The organism is Herbidospora galbida, from assembly GCF_005233835.1.
Classification (GTDB): Bacteria; Actinomycetota; Actinomycetes; order Streptosporangiales; family Streptosporangiaceae; genus Herbidospora; species Herbidospora galbida.
Genome location: NZ_SZQA01000030.1, coordinates 80825 through 102181, shown reverse-complemented (window position 1 = coordinate 102181; position 21357 = coordinate 80825). Strand labels below are relative to the sequence as shown.

The 21357-nt window shown below is 71.7% G+C and carries 20 protein-coding genes; 10 read left to right on the top strand and 10 right to left on the bottom strand.

Annotation, left to right across the window (positions count from 1 at the left end):
- Positions 1 to 19 precede the first annotated feature (19 nt).
- From FDA94_RS27255 to menD, 5 genes are all read left to right on the top strand, one after another.
- Positions 20 to 1150 (top strand): amidohydrolase family protein, encoded by a 1131-nt coding sequence (locus tag FDA94_RS27255; RefSeq protein ID WP_137249924.1) that lies wholly within the window; start codon positions 20 to 22, stop codon positions 1148 to 1150.
- Positions 1151 to 1228: 78 nt separating this feature from the next.
- Complete coding sequence (locus FDA94_RS27250) at positions 1229 to 2032, top strand: class I SAM-dependent methyltransferase (protein ID WP_246060181.1); 804 nt, start codon at positions 1229 to 1231, stop codon at positions 2030 to 2032.
- The gene (locus FDA94_RS27245) at positions 2032 to 3216 is read left to right on the top strand and encodes an isochorismate synthase (protein ID WP_137249922.1); all 1185 of its coding nucleotides are present in this window, start codon (positions 2032 to 2034) and stop codon (positions 3214 to 3216) included. Before FDA94_RS27250 ends, FDA94_RS27245 begins: the two co-directional genes overlap by 1 nt.
- Positions 3217 to 3222: 6 nt before the next feature.
- Positions 3223 to 4101 (top strand): 1,4-dihydroxy-2-naphthoyl-CoA synthase, encoded by an 879-nt coding sequence (locus FDA94_RS27240; RefSeq protein WP_137249921.1) that lies wholly within the window; start codon positions 3223 to 3225, stop codon positions 4099 to 4101.
- Complete coding sequence (gene menD, locus FDA94_RS27235; protein WP_137249920.1) at positions 4089 to 5738, top strand: 2-succinyl-5-enolpyruvyl-6-hydroxy-3-cyclohexene-1-carboxylic-acid synthase; 1650 nt, start codon at positions 4089 to 4091, stop codon at positions 5736 to 5738. The genes FDA94_RS27240 and menD overlap by 13 nt, the downstream gene beginning before the upstream one ends.
- On the opposite strand, the gene FDA94_RS27230 is transcribed toward menD, so the two are convergent.
- From FDA94_RS27230 to FDA94_RS27200, 7 genes are all read right to left on the bottom strand, one after another.
- On the bottom strand, positions 5708 to 6292 hold the full coding sequence (locus tag FDA94_RS27230) for a GTP-binding protein (protein ID WP_137249919.1): 585 nt from the start codon (positions 6290 to 6292) through the stop codon (positions 5708 to 5710). The two genes, menD and FDA94_RS27230, sit on opposite strands and share 31 nt — an antisense overlap.
- Positions 6273 to 6632: a DUF742 domain-containing protein gene (locus FDA94_RS27225; protein ID WP_030452107.1), complete on the bottom strand. Its 360-nt coding sequence runs from the start codon at positions 6630 to 6632 to the stop codon at positions 6273 to 6275. Before FDA94_RS27225 ends, FDA94_RS27230 begins: the two co-directional genes overlap by 20 nt.
- Entirely contained in the window at positions 6629 to 7042 is a 414-nt protein-coding gene (locus FDA94_RS27220) for a roadblock/LC7 domain-containing protein (protein ID WP_137249918.1), read from the bottom strand. Before FDA94_RS27220 ends, FDA94_RS27225 begins: the two co-directional genes overlap by 4 nt.
- Complete coding sequence (locus tag FDA94_RS27215) at positions 7039 to 9291, bottom strand: sensor histidine kinase (RefSeq protein WP_137249917.1); 2253 nt, start codon at positions 9289 to 9291, stop codon at positions 7039 to 7041. The genes FDA94_RS27220 and FDA94_RS27215 overlap by 4 nt, the downstream gene beginning before the upstream one ends.
- A gap of 138 nt (positions 9292 to 9429) precedes the next feature.
- Complete coding sequence (locus tag FDA94_RS27210) at positions 9430 to 10926, bottom strand: prenyltransferase/squalene oxidase repeat-containing protein (RefSeq protein ID WP_246060180.1); 1497 nt, start codon at positions 10924 to 10926, stop codon at positions 9430 to 9432.
- Positions 10923 to 11717, bottom strand: a complete 795-nt coding sequence (locus FDA94_RS27205) for a terpene synthase family protein (protein ID WP_137249916.1) — start codon at positions 11715 to 11717, stop codon at positions 10923 to 10925. The genes FDA94_RS27210 and FDA94_RS27205 overlap by 4 nt, the downstream gene beginning before the upstream one ends.
- The gene (locus FDA94_RS27200) at positions 11714 to 13063 is read right to left on the bottom strand and encodes a cytochrome P450 (RefSeq protein ID WP_137249915.1); all 1350 of its coding nucleotides are present in this window, start codon (positions 13061 to 13063) and stop codon (positions 11714 to 11716) included. Before FDA94_RS27200 ends, FDA94_RS27205 begins: the two co-directional genes overlap by 4 nt.
- A 409-nt stretch (positions 13064 to 13472) precedes the next feature.
- Between FDA94_RS27200 and FDA94_RS27195 the strand changes: the two genes are divergently transcribed.
- The 3 genes from FDA94_RS27195 to FDA94_RS27185 all read left to right on the top strand — a co-directional run bounded on the left by FDA94_RS27195 (position 13473) and on the right by FDA94_RS27185 (position 18010).
- Entirely contained in the window at positions 13473 to 15650 is a 2178-nt protein-coding gene (locus FDA94_RS27195; RefSeq protein WP_137249914.1) for a glycoside hydrolase family 5 protein, read from the top strand.
- A 202-nt stretch (positions 15651 to 15852) separates the two neighbouring features.
- The gene (locus FDA94_RS27190; protein WP_137249913.1) at positions 15853 to 16812 is read left to right on the top strand and encodes a ketopantoate reductase family protein; all 960 of its coding nucleotides are present in this window, start codon (positions 15853 to 15855) and stop codon (positions 16810 to 16812) included.
- 85 nt (positions 16813 to 16897) lie between these two features.
- A complete protein-coding gene (locus tag FDA94_RS27185) occupies positions 16898 to 18010 on the top strand; it encodes a cellulose binding domain-containing protein (protein WP_246060179.1) in 1113 nt (370 codons plus the stop codon).
- 101 nt (positions 18011 to 18111) lie between these two features.
- On the opposite strand, the gene FDA94_RS27180 is transcribed toward FDA94_RS27185, so the two are convergent.
- Positions 18112 to 18780: a response regulator gene (locus FDA94_RS27180; RefSeq protein WP_137249912.1), complete on the bottom strand. Its 669-nt coding sequence runs from the start codon at positions 18778 to 18780 to the stop codon at positions 18112 to 18114.
- Positions 18781 to 18853: 73 nt separating this feature from the next.
- Between FDA94_RS27180 and FDA94_RS27175 the strand changes: the two genes are divergently transcribed.
- Positions 18854 to 19060: an EF-hand domain-containing protein gene (locus FDA94_RS27175; protein ID WP_062439771.1), complete on the top strand. Its 207-nt coding sequence runs from the start codon at positions 18854 to 18856 to the stop codon at positions 19058 to 19060.
- 135 nt (positions 19061 to 19195) lie between these two features.
- Here the strand turns inward: FDA94_RS27175 and FDA94_RS27170 are convergent, their stop codons facing one another.
- Both FDA94_RS27170 and FDA94_RS27165 read right to left on the bottom strand, forming a co-directional pair.
- Positions 19196 to 19558, bottom strand: a complete 363-nt coding sequence (locus tag FDA94_RS27170; RefSeq protein WP_137249911.1) for a hypothetical protein — start codon at positions 19556 to 19558, stop codon at positions 19196 to 19198.
- A gap of 13 nt (positions 19559 to 19571) precedes the next feature.
- The gene (locus FDA94_RS27165; RefSeq protein ID WP_170991146.1) at positions 19572 to 20669 is read right to left on the bottom strand and encodes an NAD(P)/FAD-dependent oxidoreductase; all 1098 of its coding nucleotides are present in this window, start codon (positions 20667 to 20669) and stop codon (positions 19572 to 19574) included.
- Between the two features lie 18 nt (positions 20670 to 20687).
- On the opposite strand from FDA94_RS27165, the gene FDA94_RS27160 reads away from it, so the two are divergent.
- A complete protein-coding gene (locus FDA94_RS27160) occupies positions 20688 to 21323 on the top strand; it encodes a helix-turn-helix domain-containing protein (RefSeq protein ID WP_137249909.1) in 636 nt (211 codons plus the stop codon).
- Positions 21324 to 21357: the final 34 nt, after the last annotated feature.

The window sequence follows — 21357 nt, the reverse complement described above, 5'->3', positions numbered from 1 at the left end:
ACAGGCGGATATTCGGGCCATGCTCATCATTCGCGCGCGGCGCGTCTTCGACGGCCGGGACCTGACCGCCAAGCGTGCCGTCGTCGTCTCCGGCGGCAAGGTCGTCGAGCTGCTCGACGACGCGCCGGAGCACGGCGACGTCCGCGACCTGGGCGACGTCACCCTGCTGCCCGGTCTCGTCGACACCCACGTCCACCTGGCCTTCGACGCCTCCCCCGACCCCGTGACGGCGCTCGACCGGGAGGGCCTGTACGACCGGATGCGCGCCCACGCCCGGCAGCAGCTGGCCGCCGGAGTCACCACGGTCCGCGACCTGGGCGACCGCGGCTACCTGGCCCTCCGGCTGGCCGGGGAGATGACCGACGGGCCGGAGATCCTCAGCGCCGGCGCCCCGATCACCTCGGTGAAGGGGCACTGCTGGTTCCTCGGGGGCGAGGCCGAGGGGGTCGAGGGCGTGCGCCGGGCCGTACGCGAACGGGCCGCGAAGGGCGCGCACGCGATCAAGGTGATGATCACGGGCGGCGAGATGACCCCCGGCACCCACTCCCACCTCAACCAGTTCTCCCAGGCGGAGATCGACGCGGCGGCCGACGAGGCCCGCCGCCACGGGTTACCGATCGCCGGTCACGCCCACGGCGGGCCGGGCATCGCGGCGGCGGTCGCGGCCGGGTTCGACTCGGTCGAGCACGTCACCTTCCTCACCGCCGACGACGTCGCGCCCGACCCGGCGATCATGGCGGCCATGGCCGCGAACGGCGTCGCCGCCTCGCTGACCGTCGGGGTCACGCCGGGCGTCACCCCGCCGCCGAGGATCGCCGCGCTGATCCCGAAACTGTTCGATTCGTTGCGCCTCCTGCGCTCCTCGGGCGTCACCATCGTCGGCGGCAGCGACTCGGGCATCGGCCCGCCCAAGCCCCACGGCATCCTCACCCACGGCGGCGAGATGCTGACCGTGGCCGGGATGACGCCGGTGGAGATCCTGCGCGCCTTCACCTCCGACGCGGCCAGGGTGTGCCGGATCGAGAACCGGAAGGGGCGCATCGCGCCGGGCTTCGACGCCGACCTTCTCGCGGTGCGCGGCGACCCCACGACCGACCACACCGCCCTCCGCGAAACCGCCGCCGTGTTCCGGAACGGCGCATCACTCTGAGTGTCTGCCGATGTCCTGATGTAATCACGCCCTAGCATGCGGAACCGGACTGCTTGTCTTTCCCGGGGGGGAAATCCAGTGACGCATGCGCTCGCGCACCAATATGTGTTCGACAACGACGGAGACCACTCGGCCGACCAGCACCGCTGCCTGGCCGACCTGCTCGACCCGCTGACCTTCGGCCGGCTCGCCCAGACGGGCGTCGGCGACGGCTGGAACTGCCTGGAGATCGGGGCGGGCGGCGGCAGCGTCGCGCGGTGGCTGGCCGACCGGGTCGCACCCCGCGGCCACGTCTTCGCCACCGACATCAAGCCGGGCCTCATCCCGGCCCACGACGGGCTGACCGTCACCAGGCACGACATCGTGCGCGATCCGCTGCCGCCGGCGGCGTTCGACCTGGTCCACGCCCGGCTGGTGCTCAGCCACCTGCCCGAGCGGGCGGCCGTGCTGGCCCGGCTGCGCGACGCGCTGCGGCCGGGTGGATGGCTGCAGATCGACGAGATCGACGTCACCCACTGGCCCGCCCTGCTGACCCCCGACCACGGCTCCCGCGAGCTCTACGAGACGTTCCTGCGCGCGATGGCCACCGTGCTCGTCGGCGTGGGCAGCGACCCGACGTGGGGACGTTCGGCCGCGCAGGAGATCGCCCAGGCCGGGTTCACCCAGATCGACCCGTGGTGCCACGTCGAGGTGTGGGGGCCGAAGTCGCCCGGCCTGGAGCTGCTCACCAGCAACAGCTTCCATCTGGAAGACCACTTCCTGGCCACCGGCCTCACCCGCGACCAGCTCGACGAGGTGCGGGCCGTCATGGCCGACCCGGGGTTCCGCTCGGTGTCCTTCACCGTCCACTCGGTGCTGGCGCGCCGGCCAGAGGAGACCTGATGGAGCTGGTGCGGACGGTCCCGATCCAGGATCCCGGCCCGCTCATCGACGCCGCGCCGTTCGCCGACAGCCTGCTCTGGCTGCACGGCGACGAGGGCATGGCCGGATGGGGGATCGCGGCCCGGTTCGAGGTGAGCGGGCCCGGCCGGTTCGAGCACGCCCGCCGGTGGTTCCGGCAGTGGCTGGCGCGGCGCAACGTCGACGACCGGGTGGGCCTGCCGGGCTCGGGGCCGGTCGCGTTCGGCAGCTTCACCTTCGACCACGGGCCCGGACGGTCGGTGTTCGTCATCCCGCAGGTGCTGATCGCCCGGCGCGGCGGCGCGTCGTGGATGACGACGGTCGGCGACCCCTGCCATCCCGATGGAACGGTCCCGGACCCGTTGCCGAACGTACGGTGGCTGGCCGAGCCCGACGCCGAGGAGCGCTGGCACAAGCAGGTGTCCCGGGCGGTCGAGGACATCAGGGCCGGGCGGCTGCACAAGGTCGTGCTGGCCAGAGACGTGCGGGGGCTGCTCGGGGGGCCGTTCGACCCGCGCACGGCGGTCTCGCGGCTGCACGACCGCTTCCCCGGCTGCTGGACGTTCGCCGTCGACGGGCTCGTCGGCGCCTCGCCCGAGCTGCTGACCGGCCGGTTCGGGCGGATGGTGAAGTCGCTCGTGCTGGCCGGCACCGACTGGCCCGGCGGGGCGATCGGCCTCGGCACCGAGAAGACCGCGGTCGAGCACGAACTGGCCGCCGACTCCGCCGAGGACGTGCTGCGGGCGCACTGCTCGCAGCTCGACGTCCACGAACCGCACGAGCTGCAACTGGCCAACGTCACCCACCTGGCGACCCGCATCAGCGGCACGCTCAGCCACAACGTCGACGCGCTCACCCTCGCCTCGCGGCTCCATCCGACCGCCGCCGTCTGCGGCACCCCGTTCCGGGAGGCCCTGTCGCTGCTACGCGAGCTGGAGAACCTCGACCGGGGGCGCTACGCCGGCCCGGTCGGCTGGCAGGACGCGCGCGGCGACGGCGAATGGTGCATCGCGCTGCGGTGCGCCGAGGTGAAGGGACCCGACCTCCGGCTGTTCGCCGGATGCGGCATCGTCGGCGACTCGAACCCCGCCTCGGAGTGGCACGAGACCGAGGCCAAGCTCGGCGCCATCCGGGATCTGTTCGCCGAACCCACTTGCGTAAAGTGAGACAGCATGGTTTCTGAACTGTTCGACGAGAAGGCGTGGCGCCCCGTCGAGGGCTTCGACTTCGCCGACATCACCTACCACCGCGCGGTTGACCAGGGCACGGTTCGGATCGCCTTCAACCGTCCCGAGGTGCGCAACGCCTTCCGCCCGCAGACGGTCGACGAGCTCTTCCAGGCGTTCGACCACGCCCGGCAGCAGGTCGACGTCGGGTGTGTGCTGCTGACCGGCAACGGGCCCTCGCCGCGCGACGGCGGCTGGGCCTTCTGCTCGGGCGGCGACCAGCGCATCAGGGGCAAAGACGGCTACCAGTACGCCGACGGCACCCCGGCCACCGGCCGGCTCCACATCCTGGAGGTGCAGCGGCAGATCCGCTTCATGGGCAAGGTCGTCATCTGCGTGGTGCCGGGCTGGGCGGCGGGCGGCGGCCACAGCCTCCACGTGGTGGCCGACCTGACCCTCGCCAGCCGCGAGCACGCGAAGTTCAAGCAGACCGACGCCGACGTCGCCAGCTTCGACGGCGGCTTCGGCAGCGCCTACCTGGCCCGCCAGGTGGGCCAGAAGTTCGCCCGCGAGATCTTCTTCCTGGGCGACACCTACGACGCCGAGGCCGCCCACCGGATGGGCATGGTCAACGCGGTGGTGCCCCACGAGGAGCTCGAGGTCGTCGCCCTCGAATGGGCCCGCAAGATCAACGCCAAGAGCCCGACCGCGCAGCGGATGCTCAAGTACTCGTTCAACCTCATCGACGACGGTCTCGTGGGCCAGCAGGTGTTCGCCGGGGAGGCGACGCGGCTGGCGTACATGACCGACGAGGCGGCCGAGGGCCGTGACTCGTTCCTGGAGAAACGCTCACCCGATTGGAGCCCGTTCCCATGGCACTTCTGAGCGGGAACGGCTCCACCGCGCTGGCCGGGGTGGTCGTCGACGAACTGGCCCGCTGCGGGCTGGCCGAGGTCGTCGTCTCCCCCGGCTCGCGGTCGACGGCGCTCGCCCTGGCCTTCCACAACAACGACGACGTGCGGCTGCACGTCCGGGTCGACGAACGCTCGGCCGCGTTCCTGGCGCTGGGCCTGGCCCGGCGGTCGGGCCGCCCGGTCGCTCTCGTCTGTACGTCCGGCACCGCCGCCGCCAACTACCTGCCCGCTGTGGTCGAGGCCGCCGAGTCGGGCGTCCCACTGCTGCTGCTGACGGCCGACCGGCCGCCGGAGCTGCGGGCGACCGGCGCCAACCAGACGATCGACCAGATCAAGCTCTACGGCGGCCACGTGCGCTGGTTCTGCGAGATGGGGGCGGCCGAACCGGGCCAGATGCCCTACTGGCGGACCACCGTCGACCGGGCCTGGTCGGCCATGCTGCACCCCGACCCGGGGCCCGTCCACGTCAACCTGGCCTTCCGCGACCCGCTGATCCCGTCGGGCGACGCCGACAAGCTGCTGGAGGGCCGCGCCGACCGCCGTCCGTGGACGGTCATGACGCCGCCCGCGCCGGCCCTCGACCCGGTCGAGCTCCCGGCCGAGGAGCGCGGCGTCATCGTGCTCGGCGACGGCGCAGAAGACGACGACTGGGAGGGCCTGGCCGAGGCCACCGGCTGGCCGATCCTGGCCGAGCCGACGAGCGGCCACCGCAGCGGCCCGGCGGCGATCTCGACCTACCGCAGCCTGCTCGGCGACCCGGCGTTCGCCCGGGTGTTCCGGCCCGGCCTGGTCGTCACCTCCGGCCGGGTGGGGCTCTCCCGCGCGGCGCTGGCCTACATCCGGTCGGCCGAACGCCACGTCGTGGTCTCCCGCGCCGCCCGCCACCCCGACCCGACCCGCACCGCGATGGCGGTCGTGCCGTCGGTGCGCCCCGGCGAGACGACCGGCCCGACCGACTGGACGGCCACCTGGCACGAGGCCGAGAAGCGCGCCCGCGACGCGATCGACCTGCTGCTCGACGCCACTCCGGTGAGCGAGCCGAGGCTGGCCCGCGACCTGGTCGCGGCGCTGCCGTCGAACGCGCTGCTGTTCGCCGGGTCGAGCATGCCGATCCGCGACCTCGACCTGGCGATGCGGCCGCGCGACGGCGTGCGGATCCTGGCCAACCGGGGCGCGTCCGGCATCGACGGCCTGGTGTCGTCGGCGATCGGCGCGGCGCTGGCCCACGACGGCCCCTCCTACGCCCTGATCGGCGACCTGTCGCTGATCCACGACCAGAACGGCCTGGTCATGGGCCCGATGGAGCCCCGGCCCGACCTGACGATCGTGGTCGTCAACAACGACGGCGGCGGCATCTTCTCGACCCTCGAACCGGCCGGTCGGCCGGAGTTCGAGCGCCTCTTCGGCACGCCCCACGGCGTCAGCGCCCGCGACGTCGCCGCGATGGCCCAGATCCCGTACGCGCGCGTCAACGGCGTGAACGAGATGCAGCCCAGCACCGGCCTGTGGGTGGTCGAGGTCGTGACCGAACGCGACGAACAGGCAGCCGTCCGCCGACGCATCCAGGAGGCGGTGTCTCAGACCTTGGCCACCGGCCGCTTGCTGTAGGCGTGCTGGACGAGGGTGATCAGCACCTCTTTGCCGGAGGCGCGACGGCGGGCGTCGCACAGCAGGACGGGGATGTCCGGCGGCAGGCTGAGCGCCATCTTCACCTCGGCCAGGTCGTAGACCGGGGCGCCCTCGAAGCAGTTGACCGCGACCACGAACGGGGTGCCGCGCCGCTCGAAGTAGTCGACCGAGGGGAAGCAGTCGGAGAGGCGGCGGGTGTCGGCGAGCACGACTGCGCCCAGGGCGCCCCTGGCCAGTTCGTCCCAGACGAACCAGAACCGCTCCTGGCCGGGGGTGCCGAACAGGTAGAGCACGTAGTCGTCGCCGACGCTGATCCGGCCGAAGTCCATCGCCACCGTGGTGGTGGTCTTCCGCTCGACGCCCGACAGGTCGTCGACGCCGACGCTGCGGTCGGTCAGCACCTCTTCGGTCCGCAGCGGGCGGATCTCGGAGACCGCGCCGACCATCGTCGTCTTGCCCACCCCGAAGCCGCCCGCGATGAGCAGCTTCACCGGCGTGGGCATGCGCACCTTGTCAGAGGGCACGGAGGCCATCGAGCACCGCCCTATACATTCGCTCGTCGAGTACGTCCACCTCGGGCTGCGGGTCCTGGACGGCCACGAAGCCCGAATCGAGCAGGTCGCCGAGCAGCACCCGGACCGTGCCCGCGGGCAGGTCGAGGGCGGCGGCGATCTCGGCCACCGACAGCGGCCGGCGGCACAGCCGCACGATCGCCAGGTGCTCGGGGTCGAGCCCGACCTCCAGCCCGGTCGGCTGCCTGATGGCGACCGCCAGGGAGATCAGGTCGAGGTTCGCGCGGGCCTCGGTCCGGCCGCGCGAGATGACGTAGGGACGGACGACCTGCTCGTCGTACAGCTGCTCGTCTGGGTTCACGGGTCGCTCCTGCCCGTAGAAGACGCCGCGGACCGTGCGGGAGACGTCAGGTACTGGCCGACGCGGACCACGAGCATCGCCATCTCGTAGGCGACGAGGCCGACGTCGGCGTCCTCCTCGCAGAGCACCGCGAGGCACGCGCCGTGGCCGGCGACGGTGACCACCAGGTAGGCCGACCGCATCTCGATGATCGTCTGCCGGACGGCGCCGCCCTCGAAGCGTTCGCTCACACCGCGGGCCAGCGACTGCACTCCGGCGGCCACCGCCGACAGGTGTTCTGCGCTGGATATCTCCAGGTCCCGTGAGCTCGCGAGCAGCAGCCCGTCGGAGGACAGCACGATGCCGTGCCGAACCTCCCGGACGTTGCTGACCAGGTCGTCGAGGAGCCAGGCGAGGTCGGCGGCGGTCACCGATCGTCCCCTTCGTTCTGTTGGAGTTTGCGGGCCGCATCGGACCGGCCCCGCCGGGTGCCCGACTGGAACGAGCCCATGATGCGCATGATCTCTTCGGGTGACCGTTCGTCGTCCTCTTCCTCCGGATCGGCGAATTCGTCGACCGCCTCGCGCAGCGACGGGGCGATGCTCGCCTGGGGAACGCGGAAGGGCAGACCAGACGGGGTGAACTCGGTCACGGTGGCCTCCGGGACGCGCGGAGCGACAGGGGTGTCCTGCTCGGGCTCGGGGCGGCGCTGGGTGAGCTGAGCCACGGGCGCGGCGAGCATCGTGACCTCGGCCAGTCTCGGGAGGGCCTCGGGCAGCTGCTCGGCCGGGGGGATCTCGGCGGGCCGGTCGTCGATGACCAGCTCGCTCGGCAGCAGTACGACGGCGGTCGTGCCGCCGTAGGGGGAGCTCTTGAGCGACACCCGGATGCCGTGGCGTTCGGCCAGGCGGCTGACCACGTAGAGGCCGAGCCGGGCGGTGCTCGACAGGTTGAACTCCGGCGGGTTGAGGATGCGGGCGTTGGCCTCGTCGAGGTCCTCCTGGGTCATCCCGAGACCCCGGTCTTCGATCTCGATGGCGTAGCCGCTGGCGACCGGGTGCCCGCCGACCTGCACGACCGTGTAGGGCGGCGAGAACGACACGGCGTTCTCGATGACCTCGGCGAGCAGGTGGATGACGTCGCCGACGGCCCGTCCGGTCAGGTCGACCTGGCCCATCGGCATGATCGTCACACGCGTGTAGTCCTCGACCTCGGCGAGCGCGCCGCGCACCACGTCGACCATCGGGACCGCGCGCCGCCAGGCGCGGGCCGGGCTGGCGCCCGACAGGACGATGAGGTTCTCGGCGTTGCGGCGCATGCGGGTCGCGAGGTGGTCGACCCGGAACAGGTCCCTGAGCTCCTCGGCGTCGGTCTCGCGGCGCTCCATGACGTCGAGCAGGGTGAGCTGGCGGTGCACGAGCGACTGGGTGCGCCGGGCCAGGCTGAGCAGGATGTCGCGGATCGACTGCCGGAGTTCGGCCTCCTCGACGGCGGTCCGGATCGCGGTCTCCTGCACGGCGTTGAACGCCTGGCCCACCTGGCCGATGACGTCGCCGCCGAACTCCAGGGGCGGCGCCTCCTTGGCGACGTCGACCTTCTCGCCGTGGGCGAGCCGTTCGACGACGCCGGGCAGCCGCTCGTCGGCGAGCTGGTGGGCGGCGTCGCGGAGCTTCTCCAGCTGCGCGACCAGCCGCCGGGCGGTGGTGATCGACAGGATGATCGAGGCGATGACGGCCACCAGGCCGAGACCGCCGGCCAGCACGAGCCGGAGGATGACGCCCAGCGCGACCGGCGTGGCCCGCTCGACCACCCGGTCACCGCCCGCGAGGACCTCGTCCATCATCCGGCCGAGCGCGACCGAGGTGGTCTGCCGCCACTGGTCGGCGGTGACGGGCGGCGCCTCCAGGGTCCGGCCGCGCTCCATCACCGCGTTCTCGGTCTGGCGGAGGCGGGTGAAGGCGTCGCTCTCGAGCAGCGTGTCGAAGTAGGCCCGGTCGGCGGGCCGCAATTCGCTGACCTGCTCGGCCGTGTGGAATCGCTGGGCTCCGACGATCTGGACGAATTTCGCGTGTTCGGCGGCGCCGAATCGGCCGGCCGCGATCGCGCCCGCGAGCAGCGCGTCCTCTTGCGAAAGAACTTCACGTGCGCGCTGAAGGCTGATGAAAGTGCGAGCATCCTTCGCGATTTCGTCGTCGTCGAGGGTCGCGACGGAGAAATACGTGCGGAAGACGGCGTCGAGCATCTTGGTGTAGCCGTCGGCGGCCTGGTCGCGGTTGATGCGGCCCTGGTCGACCGCCTTGCGGATGTCGGACAGGCCGGACAGCAGGCCGAACAGCTCGTCGAGGCGCTTGGTCGTGTCGGGGCTGGAGGCGAACTTGACGTCGTCGCCCTTGGCCAGGCTCTCGAAGTGGGCCCTGGTCTGGTCGGTCTTGACCCGCAGCCCGGCCATGTCGGCCAGCGGGCGGCGGCTCGCGAGCTGGACGACCGACGCGCGCCGTTCGTCCTGGAGGGCCAGCACGAGCGCGTCACTGGGCTGCGCGACACCCTGGTCGAAGGTGTTCACGAACAGGAGGTTGACGCCTTCCCGGAGCGTGACCCAGGCCGCGAACCCCCAAAGGGCCGCGAGGGACAGCAGCAGTGCCACCACCTTGGTGCGCACTCGGGAATTGCGGAAGCGCATATCAACCACCCTGGGACGTTTCCCGGCGATTACTAACTCGTCACCGCTTAGCGGGGATTTCCGGGGCGCAAGCCGCAAGCGCCCCGGGGAACCTTAGCAATGCCGGGAAACACACTCAACACGTGTCCCTTTATGTACTCATATCTGAAGATAGGCCGCTGCATTCCGTCGCGTGAGATGACGCGCCGCGATCATGGCCGCTCTGACGATGGAAACGGGCAGGTACAGATCCTTGTCGTGCCACAGCGGCGGCCATTCCGAGACGTCGTCTTCGTCGGTCAGAAAGGCGTGCCCCCGGGCCGCCGCCTCACGGTGCAGGGGGCCGCCGGCGAGCAGTAAGATCTGCAACGCGTAGGCGGTCTCCTCCGGCGTGCCGGCCCACCTGCCCCACGATCCGTCGTCCCGCTGGCTGGCGAGTGTCCAGGTCAGCGCCCTTGCCACACTCTCTTCCGCAGCCTTGCCGCCGTACTCGCGCAGGGCCAGGGCGGCGCAGGCGGTGGCGTAGAGGGGGCTGGCGTGCCAGCGGTCGTGCCACGAGCCGTCGGGGAGCTGTTTCGCGATGAGCCACGCGGCGGCCTTCTCGGCCCGGGGGCGGTAGCGGCGGGCGTCCGGCACCAGCGTCAGGTGGCGGCCCAGGGCGTCCAGCACGTGGGCGTTCGTGCTGATGGAGGCCCCTTCCTCGCCCTGCCAGGTGCAGAAGTGGGTGTCGAGTTCGTAGGCCAGCAGGCACTCGGGGTCGTACGGGATCCCGAACAGCCCCAGGGCGTAGAGGGCCACCGAGGTGGTGTCGCAGTCGGGCGGCAGGCCGGGGCCGGCCGGGCTGCCCACGGGGCCGATGGCCGCCACCAGATCGGCCAGCATCTCGGCCGGGGGATCGACCGGCACACCGGCTCTGACCAGCGTGCTCAGCACCCAGCCGCGTTCGAAGACGGTGATCGGCAGGCCCACCGGGACCGGTCCGCCGAACCGCCTCGCCACCGCCTCCAGGTGCAGGCGGGCCGGGTTGCCGGCGTCCATGAGCCCCCGGTCGCCGAGGTAGGCCGCGGTCGCGGCGGGGGATGCTCCGACCGTACCAATAGAAGTAAGGCCGGTTTGCGCAAAAGTGGCGGAATCTCCCGCTATTTCCAGAGCATGAAGCAATTTCTCTGGAACTTGCGCACCCGATTTCAACCAGCCGCGAATTCGGCCGAGCGGGGCCGTGCTCATGCCGGGCGGGAGCGGCAGGCCCGGGTCGCCGAGACGCGCGTTGATCAGGCCGATCAGGTGCGGCACGATCAGCTCGATCGCCGGCATGTCGGGCAGCGGCCGCCACGGCTCGTCGATCAGCCGGCGGGCCAGCACGGCCAGGCCCCGCTGCGCGGCGGCCTTCGGATCGCCCCGGCGCGGCGCCGGATCCCCCCGGTCGACGGCGGACAGCAGACCTTCGGTCGCCGACAGGGTGGGCACCAGGTCGTAGCCGTCGGGCGCACCCCAGCCGCCGTCGGGCCGCTGCTCGGCGCACAGGTACTCGACGCGTTCGGCGTGCCCCACCAGCCAGGGCGCGAGCGTGACCAGGCGGCCGGTCTCGTAGACCGACGGCGACACGTCGCCCCACGGCCGCGACATCAGGTCGCGCACGAGTTCGTCGGCGGTCACCGGCTCCCCCAGTAGTCGGCGACGCCGTAGAAGCCGGAGCTGTAACCGATCTGACGGCCCAGGTAGTCGGCCTGGGGGCCGTCGCCGATGAGCTTCCCGGCGGTGCCGACCAGGGTCTCGATGCGCTCACGGACCTCGCCGGGGGTCGGGCCGAGCATCAGCGCGTTCAGGTCGCCCCAGCTGACGTCGCGGTGGTGGGTGGCCAGGTCGTTCAGCAGGCGCAGCACCTTCTGCACCTCGTCGCTGGCCGGGAGCAGGCCGGGCACGTCGGCCACCCCGTTCCTGGTCCAGTGGGCGACGTTGACGAACGTCGAGCCGAAGTTGGCCGCGTTGTCGAGGTAGGCCTCCAGCGTCGGCAGTTCCCCGCTCGCCTTCCAGGCGAACTCGCGGCGCATGGCGTGCAGCATCCGGGCCAGTTCGGCCTCGAACAGCCCGGTGGTGTCGGCCACCTCGTCGCGGATCTCGCCGAGGAAGGCGGTCAGCGGGCTTTCGACGGTCCCGGCGAGGCACTCGCCGACGATCGCGTCGACCTCTTCGGCCCGGGACGCCCTGTGGTCGATCAGCCAGTCGACCGCGAAGATCCACAGGGACAGCCGGTTGGCCACCCTGAGCTCGGCCACGGTCGCGTCGGGCGAGCCGAACGCGTTGGCCAGCGAGACGGCGTTGAACAGGGTCGCGTCGAACGGCTTGGCCGGGAACAGGCCGGGGTGGGCGGCGGCGCGGGCGGTCAGATCGCGCGCGGAACCCGCCGCCAGCCCGCTGACCCGGCCGGCGGCGTGGGCGTCGATCACGAGGTCACCCGGCGCAGGATCAGCTCGATCTTCTTGCGGCTGCGCAGCGTTCCGGCGGGCTGCACCGGGAACGGCCCTTCGGTGACCAGCTCCGGCCGGAACCGCTTCAGCAGCCCGGCGATCAGCAGCGGCGCCTCGATGAAGAACAGGTGCTGCCCGAGGCACAGGTGCGGCCCGGCGCCGAACGGCAGGTAGGAGTAGCGGTGCCGCTTCTCGCGGTCGCCCTCGAACCTGGTGGGGTCGAAGGTCAGCGGGTCGGGCCAGAACTCGTCCAGGCGATGGGTGATGTACGGGCTGATGAGCACCTGCGACCCGGCCCTGAGGGTGACCCCGCCGACCTCGTGGGTCCTGGTCACCAGGCGGGGCATGGCCCAGCCCGCCGGATAGAGGCGCATCGTCTCGCGCAGCACCATGTCCAGGTAGCGCAGCTTCGGCAGCGCGTCCGCGCCGACCGGCCCGTCGCCGGTGGCCTCGTCGATCTCCGCGTAGAGTCGCGCCGCCACGTCGGGATGGCCGTGCAGGATCGGCCACAGCCAGGTCAGCGCGACCGCGGCGGTCTCGGTGGCGGCGCCGTAGATGCTGGCCAGGTCGTCGCGGAGTTTGAGCTCGGTGAGCTCGCGACCCTCGTCGTCGCGAGCGCGGACGAGCGCCGAGATGATGTCGGGCCCGTCGCTCCTCTCCTTGCGGGCCTGCCTGATCAGCGGGTAGATCACGTCGTCGATGGTCTGCCGGGCGCCCATGAACTTCTTGTCGCCGGGCAGCGGCACCCGGTCGGGCACGAACGGCAGCGCGATCCGGAAGCCCAGCGACGTGTTCGCGGTCGTGTACGCCGGCCCGAGGACCTCGGCCTCCCGGGGGGAGATCCGGTCGCCGAAGAGCACCGAGACGACCGCCCGGGTGACGATGCGGTTCATCACGTCCATGGCGTCGATCGGCACGTCCGGGGTGAGCTCGTCGAGACCCTGGTCGATCGTGGCCGCCATGTCGTCGGTCAGCGAGGCCACGTAGCGCGCGGTGAAGAGCGGCTGGAGCACCTTGCGGCTGGCCGCCCAGCCGGGCCCGTCGCCGATGACGCTGTCGCCGAGCAGCCGCTCGACGGGCTTCCAGAACATGCCCTTGCGCAGAAAGCTGGTCCAGTCGCCGCGCAGCGCGTGCTGGAGGTGATCGGGGTGGCTCAGCAGGTAGGGCCGGAACGGCCCGACGTCGAGCCGGACGATCTCCCCTCGGGCGTCTCTGGCCACGTCGGCCAGGCCTTCGAGCGGGGCTTTGACGACCATGGGCAGCAACCGGCGTAACGGCAGGTTGCGCGGGGGCCGGGCGGGTCTCGCGGGTGTCTCGACGGACATTTCTCGGTGCTCCCCACAATGAAGGATTTGCGCAGCACAGTCAGCGCCCCGGCGGAGGAGCGCTTGAACGGTCCAAGAGATCGGGCGTACGTGACCAGGAACGGCGACCGGTTTCGACGGTCCGAAGAGTGCCGGTTACCTCCCGATTTTCCGCTTCACTAGCTATATGTCGCACCTGTGATGATTTGCCGTAACTTCGGCATCACCGGCGCAGTATCACATGATCAAATGACGATGATCAAGATTGCAGTGGAGTGACACTTTTGTAGGCACCTGACCGAAATACCTGGATCGGTCCTAATTTGCCGTCATTTGCGACATAATGCGCCAATCTGACCAGCGAGAACACCCCTAGTCGGAAGGCCTGTGGGGCTGGTTGGATCACGGGGTGCCCCGCCGTCTAGTCACCGTGGACCCCACCGCCCTCCGCGCCGCGGGCGCCGGGTCCGCCGTGCTCGCCGGGCTGCTCCTGACCTTGGACCTGGCCGACCCGACGGGCCTGCTCGCCCCCGGCCGCGCCGAGGCCGTGCTGACCGTGACGGCCTTCTTCGGCGCCTCCTACCTGCTGCGGCGGGGCTTCCTGGCCACCTGGGGCCTGCTGGTCCTGGCCGCCGTGGTGGGGCGCTTCCTCGGGACCGTTCCGCTGGGCGAGGGGCCCTTCACCACCGCCTGGGCCGCCGGCTTCACCGGCGTCTACCTGGGCGTCCTCTGCTGGCCCGCCGCGATCCCGGCTTGGATCGTGACACGCCGCACCCGGCGGGTCTGGGGGCGGCCGGTGCCGGAGTTCACGGTGATGACGGCGTTCGCGGGCGTCGGAGGGCTGCTCGTGCTCGGTTCCGGGTGGTGGACGCACTCGCCCGTCGGTTACGCGTTCGGTGGCGGGTGGTGGTTCTTCGCGCCGACCGCCGGCGCCGGGGTCGTGGGCGGGCTGGTCGGCCTCGCGGTGTTCCTCGCCGTCGTCCACGTCGCGTCGGCGCGGCTGGTCGCGGGGCCCGGCCGGTTCGTCGGGTGCTGGCTCGCGTGCCTCTGCGGGGGGCTCTTCCTGGGCTTCGCCCAGAGTGTGGCGGCGCTGTTCGCGTACGGACCCGCCGACGCCGTCTCGGGCGACCTGTGGCCGGTGCTCGCCCTGTTCATCAGGATGGCGGTGGGGGCCTCCTACGGCACGGTGATCGGGCTGTTCGCCGCCACGGCCACGATCCTGCTGCCCGGACGGAAGAAGGCGGCCGTACCCGCCCTGGCCCTGGCGATGACGCTGTCGCCGGAGGCCTCCGCGCTGCCCGACCGGGCCATCACCGACGGCCACGGCCGCCAGGTGCTGTTACGCGGGGTCGGGGTGAACCAGCTCGTCGACTACTGGAGCGGCGACTCGACCAAGGAGACCGTGCGCCCCCTCACCGACGGCGACTTCCGCCAGATGGCCGCGATGGGCTTCTCCGTGGTCCGGCTGGCCGTCTCGTGGTCGCTGCTCGAACCCACGCCGGGCACGCTCGACGCCGGTTATGTGGCCCGCATCCGCCGGGCCGTCGACCAGGCCGCCGCCAACGACATGGTCACCGTCATCGACCTGCACCAGGACGCCTGGGGCCGGGGCGTGGTCGCCCCGATGGGCTCCACCTGCCCGACCGGCACCACCCCGCTGATCGGCTGGGACGGCGCCCCCGGCTGGGCCACCCCGTTCGACGGCAGCAAGCGCTGCCAGTTCCTGGTGAAGGAACTGGCCCCGGTGGTCAACCGGGCCTTCGGCGACTTCTACGCCGACCGCGGCGGCGTCCAGACCCGGCTGGTCGCGACCTGGGGGCGGCTGGCCCGCGAGTTCGCCGACTCGACCGCCGTCGCCGGGTTCGACCTGATGAACAGCCCCGGCCTCGGCGAGACCCCGCCGCTGACCTCCTCGGCCGCGCTCGGCCGCTTCTACGCCCGCGCCGTCGCCGCCATCAGGGAGGCCGAACGCGCGGCGGGCGGCCACCGGCACCTGATCTTCTTCGAGCCGGGCCCGCTGTGGGCGCCCTGGCCCGGCTTCGCCGCCGACCCCCGCCTGGTGCTGGCCGTCAAGCCCGGCGACCTGCCGATCGACCCGGCCCGCGCGGTCGCCCTCGCGGCCCGGATGGCCGACCGCTACGGCACGCCCCTGTGGACCAGCGCGTGGGGCGGGGGGCGGCTGGCGGCGTACGCGAAAGCGGAGGACAGCGCCATGATCGGCGGCGCCTTCTGGGTGTGGAAGCAGGCCTGCGGCGACCCGCACCTGGCCGGGACCGATCCGGCCATCGCCGGGAACCTGATGACCGTCGACTGCGTGACCGGCACGGAAAGGGGACCGTCACGCTCCGTGAGCAACGCCGTGAGCAGGGCATACCCGAGGGCGGTGCCGGGCCGCCTCGCCTCGCTGTGGTCGGATCCGGAGCGTCGCCACCTGCGGCTGACCGGAACCAAGGGGACCGGGCGGTGCGACCTCGACGTCTGGGCGCCGGGCCCGACCCGCCCGGTCGTGACGACCTCGGGGATCTCCAGCGTGGCGTTCCGGCAGGTGCCCGGCGGGTGGCGGCTCTCGGGCTGCCCGGCGGGCGACTTCGCGCTGGAGTTGCGCTAGGGACCTAAGCGGTCGCGGTGACCAGCCAGGCGAGGCCCAGCAGGATGACGACCGGGATCAGCCAGACGACGACCTCGATCGCGAACTCCTTGTACATGAGCCTTCCTTCCGTGCGGTCCGCAGTTTCGTTCAGGCAGCATATTGGGTGACCCGAAATCCGCCGAAGTCAACAGTCCACGGTCACGTTGGCAGAATCGGGCATATGCGCTACGTCATCATCGGGGCCGGCGGCATCGGGGGCACCATCGGCGCCCGCCTCTTCCAGTCCGGCCACGACGTCATATTGTCCGCCCGAGGGTCTCATCTGGCCGCGCTCCGCTCAACCGGGCTGCGTTTCATCACCCCCAACGGAACGGAAACACTTCGGATCCCCGCCGTGGGCGGCCCGGCCGATCTCGAACTGCGCGAGGACGACGTGCTGATCGTCGCCACCAAGACGCAGGACACCGCGGCGGCCCTGGCGGCGTGGGCCCCGCACGCCGACGGCCTGCCGGTGGTCTGCGCGCAGAACGCCGTCGAAAACGAGCGCCTCGCCCTGCGCCTGTTCGCCGACGTCTACGGAATGCTGGTCTGGATGCCCGCCCTGCACCTGGAGCCCGGCACGATCGTCGCCTACGGCACTCCCAAGTCCGGCATGCTCTCCGTCGGACGTTATCCACAGGGTGTGGATAAACTCTCCGAGACGATCGCCGCCGACCTCGACCGCAGCGGCTTCGCCTCGTGGGCCGACCCCGCGATCATGCGCTGGAAGTACGGCAAGCTCCTCGGCAACCTCGGCAACGCCGTCGAGGCCCTGGCCGGCCCCGACCCCGCCGGGCTCGACCTGGCCGGGCGGGCCCGCGAAGAGGGCGTCGCGGTCCTGACCGCCGCCGGCATCGACGTGACCACGCCCGACGAGGAACGCGCCCGGCGCGGGCGGCTGGTCGAGCACGGCGAGATCGAGGGCGTGCCCCGGCCGGGCGGCTCGTCATGGCAGAGCCTGGCCAAGGGCAGCGGCACGATCGAGGCCGACTACCTCAACGGCGAGATCGTCCTGCTCGGCCGCGCCCACGGGGTGGCGACCCCGGTGAACGCGATGCTGCAGCGCGAGGCGAACCGGGCGGCCCGCGAGTCCCGCCCGCCCGGCTCCCTCTCGGTCGGCGAGCTGACGGCCCTGATGTGAAACGTACATGCGTCATCCCAGGTCAGAGCCCTGGGTCAGAACAAGTTTCTAGGAGCTGAGCGGCCGGTCTTCTTACCATCCGCCCGTGAAGACGTCGAAGATGAGCGCCCTGGTGGCGGCTCTGGTGCTGCTCGCCGCGTTCTTCGTCACGCGGCCCGCCGAGGCGGCCACGGTGCGGATCATGCCCCTGGGCGACTCGATCACCGGCTCGCCCGGCTGCTGGCGCGCCCTGCTGTGGCAGCGCCTGCAGCAGACGGGCTACACCTCGGTCGACATGGTCGGCACGCTCGGCCCGCAGGGCTGCGGAGTGAGCTACGACGGCGACAACGAGGGCCACGGCGGCTACCTGGTGACCAACGTGGCGGCGCAGAACCAGCTCGTCGGCTGGCTGAACGCCACGAGCCCCGACATCGTGCTCATGCACTTCGGCACCAACGACGTCTGGAGCAACCGCTCGACCCAGCAGATCCTCGACGCCTACTCGACCCTGGTCACCCAGATGCGGGCCAAGAACCCCGCGATGAAGATCCTGGTCGCCAAGATCATCCCGATGAACCCGTCGACCTGCGGCGAGTGCGCCCAGCGGACGATCAACCTCAACAACGCGATCCCCGCCTGGGCCGCCGCCCGCACCACGGCCCAGTCCCCGATCGTGGTCGTCGACCAGTGGACGGGCTTCAGCACCGCCACCGACACCTACGACGGCGTCCACCCGAACGCCTCCGGCGACCAGAAGATGTCCAACGCCTGGTACCCGGCCCTGACCGCCGCCATCAACGGCACCACCCCCTCACCGTCACCGAGCCCCTCACCGAGCCCCTCACCGAGCCCCTCACCGAGCCCCTCACCGAGCCCTTCACCGTCGCCGAGCCCCTCCCCTTCGCCCTCGCCTCAGCCCGGGGGATGCACGGCGACCTACACGCCGGGCACCCAGTGGGGCGGCGGCTTCCAGGGCGAGGTCACCGTCAAGGCGGGCAGCGCGGCGATCAGCGCGTGGACGGTCAGGTGGACCTTCGCCAACGGCCAGCAGATCACCCAGCTCTGGAACGGCTCCCACACCCAGTCGGGCACCCAGGTGACGGTCCGCAACGCGGGCTACAACGGCAACCTGGGAGCGGGCGCCACCGCCACCTTCGGCTTCCTCGCCTCCTGGAACGGCACGAACACGGCCCCCGTGCCCACCTGCACGGCCGGCTGACCCCGCGCGGGGCCGCCCTGAGAGCGGCCCCGCGAGGTGAGACGAAGCCCGGTCGCGCCAACCCCCCTGGGCGCGGCCGGGCTTTGCGTTTCCCCGTGGGTCTAGGGCTGGAAGCGGTAGCCCATGCCCGGTTCGGTCACCAGGTGGATCGGGTGCGCCGGGTCGGACTCCAGCTTGCGGCGGAGCTGGGCGAAGTACTGCCGCAGGTAGTGGGTCTCCTTGAGGTACGCCGGGCCCCAGACCTCGGTCAGCAGCTGGCGCTGGCTGATGAGTTTGCCGGGGTTGCGGACCAGGATCTCCAGGAGGTGCCATTCGGTGGGCGTCAGTCGTACACCACCTGAAATGGTCTTGTCGGACAGGTCGACCACGTGGTCGCCGATCTTCACCGTCACGGGTTCCGCGCCGGTCGAGGCGCTGCGGCGGGTGACCGCGCGGATGCGGGCCAGGAGTTCGTCGATGCCGAAGGGCTTGGTGACGTAGTCGTCGGCGCCCGCGTCGAGGGCGCCGACCTTGTCGAGGCTGCCCGATCGGCCCGACAGGACGATGATCGGCACCTTGGTCCAGCCGCGCAGGCCGTGGATGACCTCCACGCCGTCGAGGTCGGGCAGGCCGAGGTCCAGGACGACGAGGTCTGGGTGCCAGTCGGCCGCCAGGCGCAGCGCGGCGGCGCCGTCGGCCGCCACGGCCACGTCGTATTCGCGGGCCGCCAGGTTGATCCGCAGGGCCCGCAGCAGCTGAGGCTCGTCGTCGACAACGAGGATCCGCGTCATGAATGCGAGGCTACGCCGGTCTTGGGCAGAGATATCCCGCTAGGGTGCTGATCGCGTATCTGAGGAGGAATTCATGAGCGAATACGCTCCCACCTTCGCCCTCGTCGACGCCGACGGCGACGGCCTCATCTCGGCCGAGGAGCTGACCCGCCTGGCGGATCTGCTCGGCCAGCCCCTCGGTGAGGCGGGCGCGGCCGCAGTGATCGCCAAGGTCGACGGCGACGGAGACGGCCTGATCAACCTGTCGGAGTTCGGCGCCTGGCTGGAGTCGTCCCGCTAGGCGATCGGTTCCGCGACCGGGGTGCGTGCGCTCACCCCGGTTTTTCTTCGTTACGGCTCCGCCCACCCCGGCCCCGCCCGCCGTCGCCGGTCCGCGCCGTATCCGGCGCCGGCCACCCGCTTCCGGCCGCCTCCGTCACGGGCTTTCCACCGGGAAGGGGTCGATCAGGACCGCCTCATAAGGGGCGACGGCGCAGCCCTCACCGGTGCACTCCTGGTCTTCTTCCCGGTAGCCCTCGGGGAACGACGACGTCTCGTCGCCCAGCTCGCCTCCGTCGCCGGTGGGACAGCCGCCCTCGCAGACCAGGTCGACCTCGGGCGCCTCCATGGGGGTCGCCCCCTCCAGGCCCGGTGAGACCGCGGGCGCGACGGGGGCCGCCGACGCCGTCAGAACCGCCGCGGTCAGCAGGGCCACGACGATCTTGCCGAGCACCGAGGCCTGCCCGCCCGGCGTGTCCCCTTCGACCGCGATCTCCTCGGCCGCCCCGAAATCCGCCATGCCGGGCAGTAGATCACGTCTCGCCGCTGGTCCGCAGGCCGCGCGCGCTTTCCCTCGGGTGGAGGCCGAACCGGGGGTCGACGGCCGCCTCGCCGTTCAGAACCGAGGTCAGCCGGGCCGCCAGGACCGGGGCGTGCTTGAAGCCGTGGCCGCTGTCGCCGCCCATCACCCACACGCCGTCTTCGATCTCGGCGACGACCCACTCGGCGTCGGGGGTGAGGGCGTACTGGCAGACCTGGGTGAGGCCCAGCGGGACCTCGGCCAGCGACGGGAACCGGCGGGCCAGGTAGTCGCGGGCCCGCTGTTCGCTGGCCGCCAGGATCTCGCCGCGCGGCGACTCGGGGTCGAACCCGGGCTCCCCCTCGACGTCGCTGGTGATCTTCATGCCGTGGCCGTCGATGTCGCCGTGGCCGTAGGCGGAGCCGCTGTAGTCGCAGAACGCGGGCACGCCGGTCCAGTCGGCGGCGAAGTGGGTGGTGTCCTGGCGGGTGACCGTGATCGGCAGCCCGTGGAACAGGCCGGGCAGCCAGGCCCCGCAGGCCCAGACGACCTGGTCGGCGCCCGTCCGCTCCCCGTCGACGACCACCCCGCGCCCGGCGGGCCGGGCGGTGCCCCTGACCAGGGTGACCCCGGCGTCCTGGGCCAGGCCCGTCACCACCTCGGTCGCGCGCCGGGCCCGGACCACGCCGGCCTCCGGCTCGTAGAGGACGGTGGCCAGGTCGTCGTGGCGCATCTCGGGGTAGAACAGCGCCGCCTCGGCGGGGTCGAGCAACGTACAGGGGATGTCGAGGTCTTTCAGGACCTCGGCGCTGCGGACCTCCCAGCCGTCGGCCTCGCGGCCGAACCACATCAGCCCCTGCGGCAGGAAGATCTGCTCGCCCACTCGCTCGTTGAGGGCCAGCCACTCGCGCGTCGACTCCCAGGCCATCTGTGAATAGAACTCCGACGTCCCGTGGGCCGAGCGCACCAGGCGGGTCTCGCCGGCGCTGGCGCGGCGGGGGTCGTCTGCGTCGAGACGCTCGATCAGGGTCACCCGGCGGCCCGACTCCGCCAGCCGGAGGGCCAGCGACGCGCCCCAGATCCCCGCGCCCACCACAATCACGTTCTGCACCGTCTCATAATCGTCCCCATGGCTGTTGAGTCGGCACAGACCCTTGAGCGCGGGTTAAGGCTGCTCCGTCTCCTCGCGGAGACCCCGGGCGGGCTGACGCCGACGGAGCTGGCCGCCGCCCTGAACGTCAGCCGGCCCGTCGTCTACCGGCTGATCGCCTCGCTGCAGAACGAGGGGTTCGCGCGGCGCGACGCGGCCGGGCGGGTGCTGCTCGGGTTCGGGGTGGTCAAGCTGGCCCAGGCGGTCCAGCCGCTGCTGATGGCGGCGGCCGTGCCGGCGCTCCGGCGGCTGGCCGAGGCGTCGGGGGCGACCGCCCATCTGACCGTGGCCGAGGGCGGCGAGGGGCTGGCCATCGCGGTGGTCGAGCCGTCGTGGACGAATCTGCACGTCGCCTACCGGGCAGGTTCCCGGCATCCGCTGTCCAAGGGCGCCGCGGGGCTGGCGATCCTGTCACTGAGGGAGGGCAAGCCGCGTATTCAGGCCACCGAGGGGCAGCTTCAGGAGGGAGCCCGTGGTGTGGCCGCGCCGATCACGGGGCTCGAGTGGCTGGAGGCGTCGGTCGGGATCATCTCGTTCGGCGATCTCGACGTCTCGGTCGCGGGGCCGCTCGTGTCGGAGGCCGCCAAGGAGCTCGGGGAGGCGCTTGACGTATAGTGGACGTCAGCGTCCGGTATGCGTACAGGGAGGC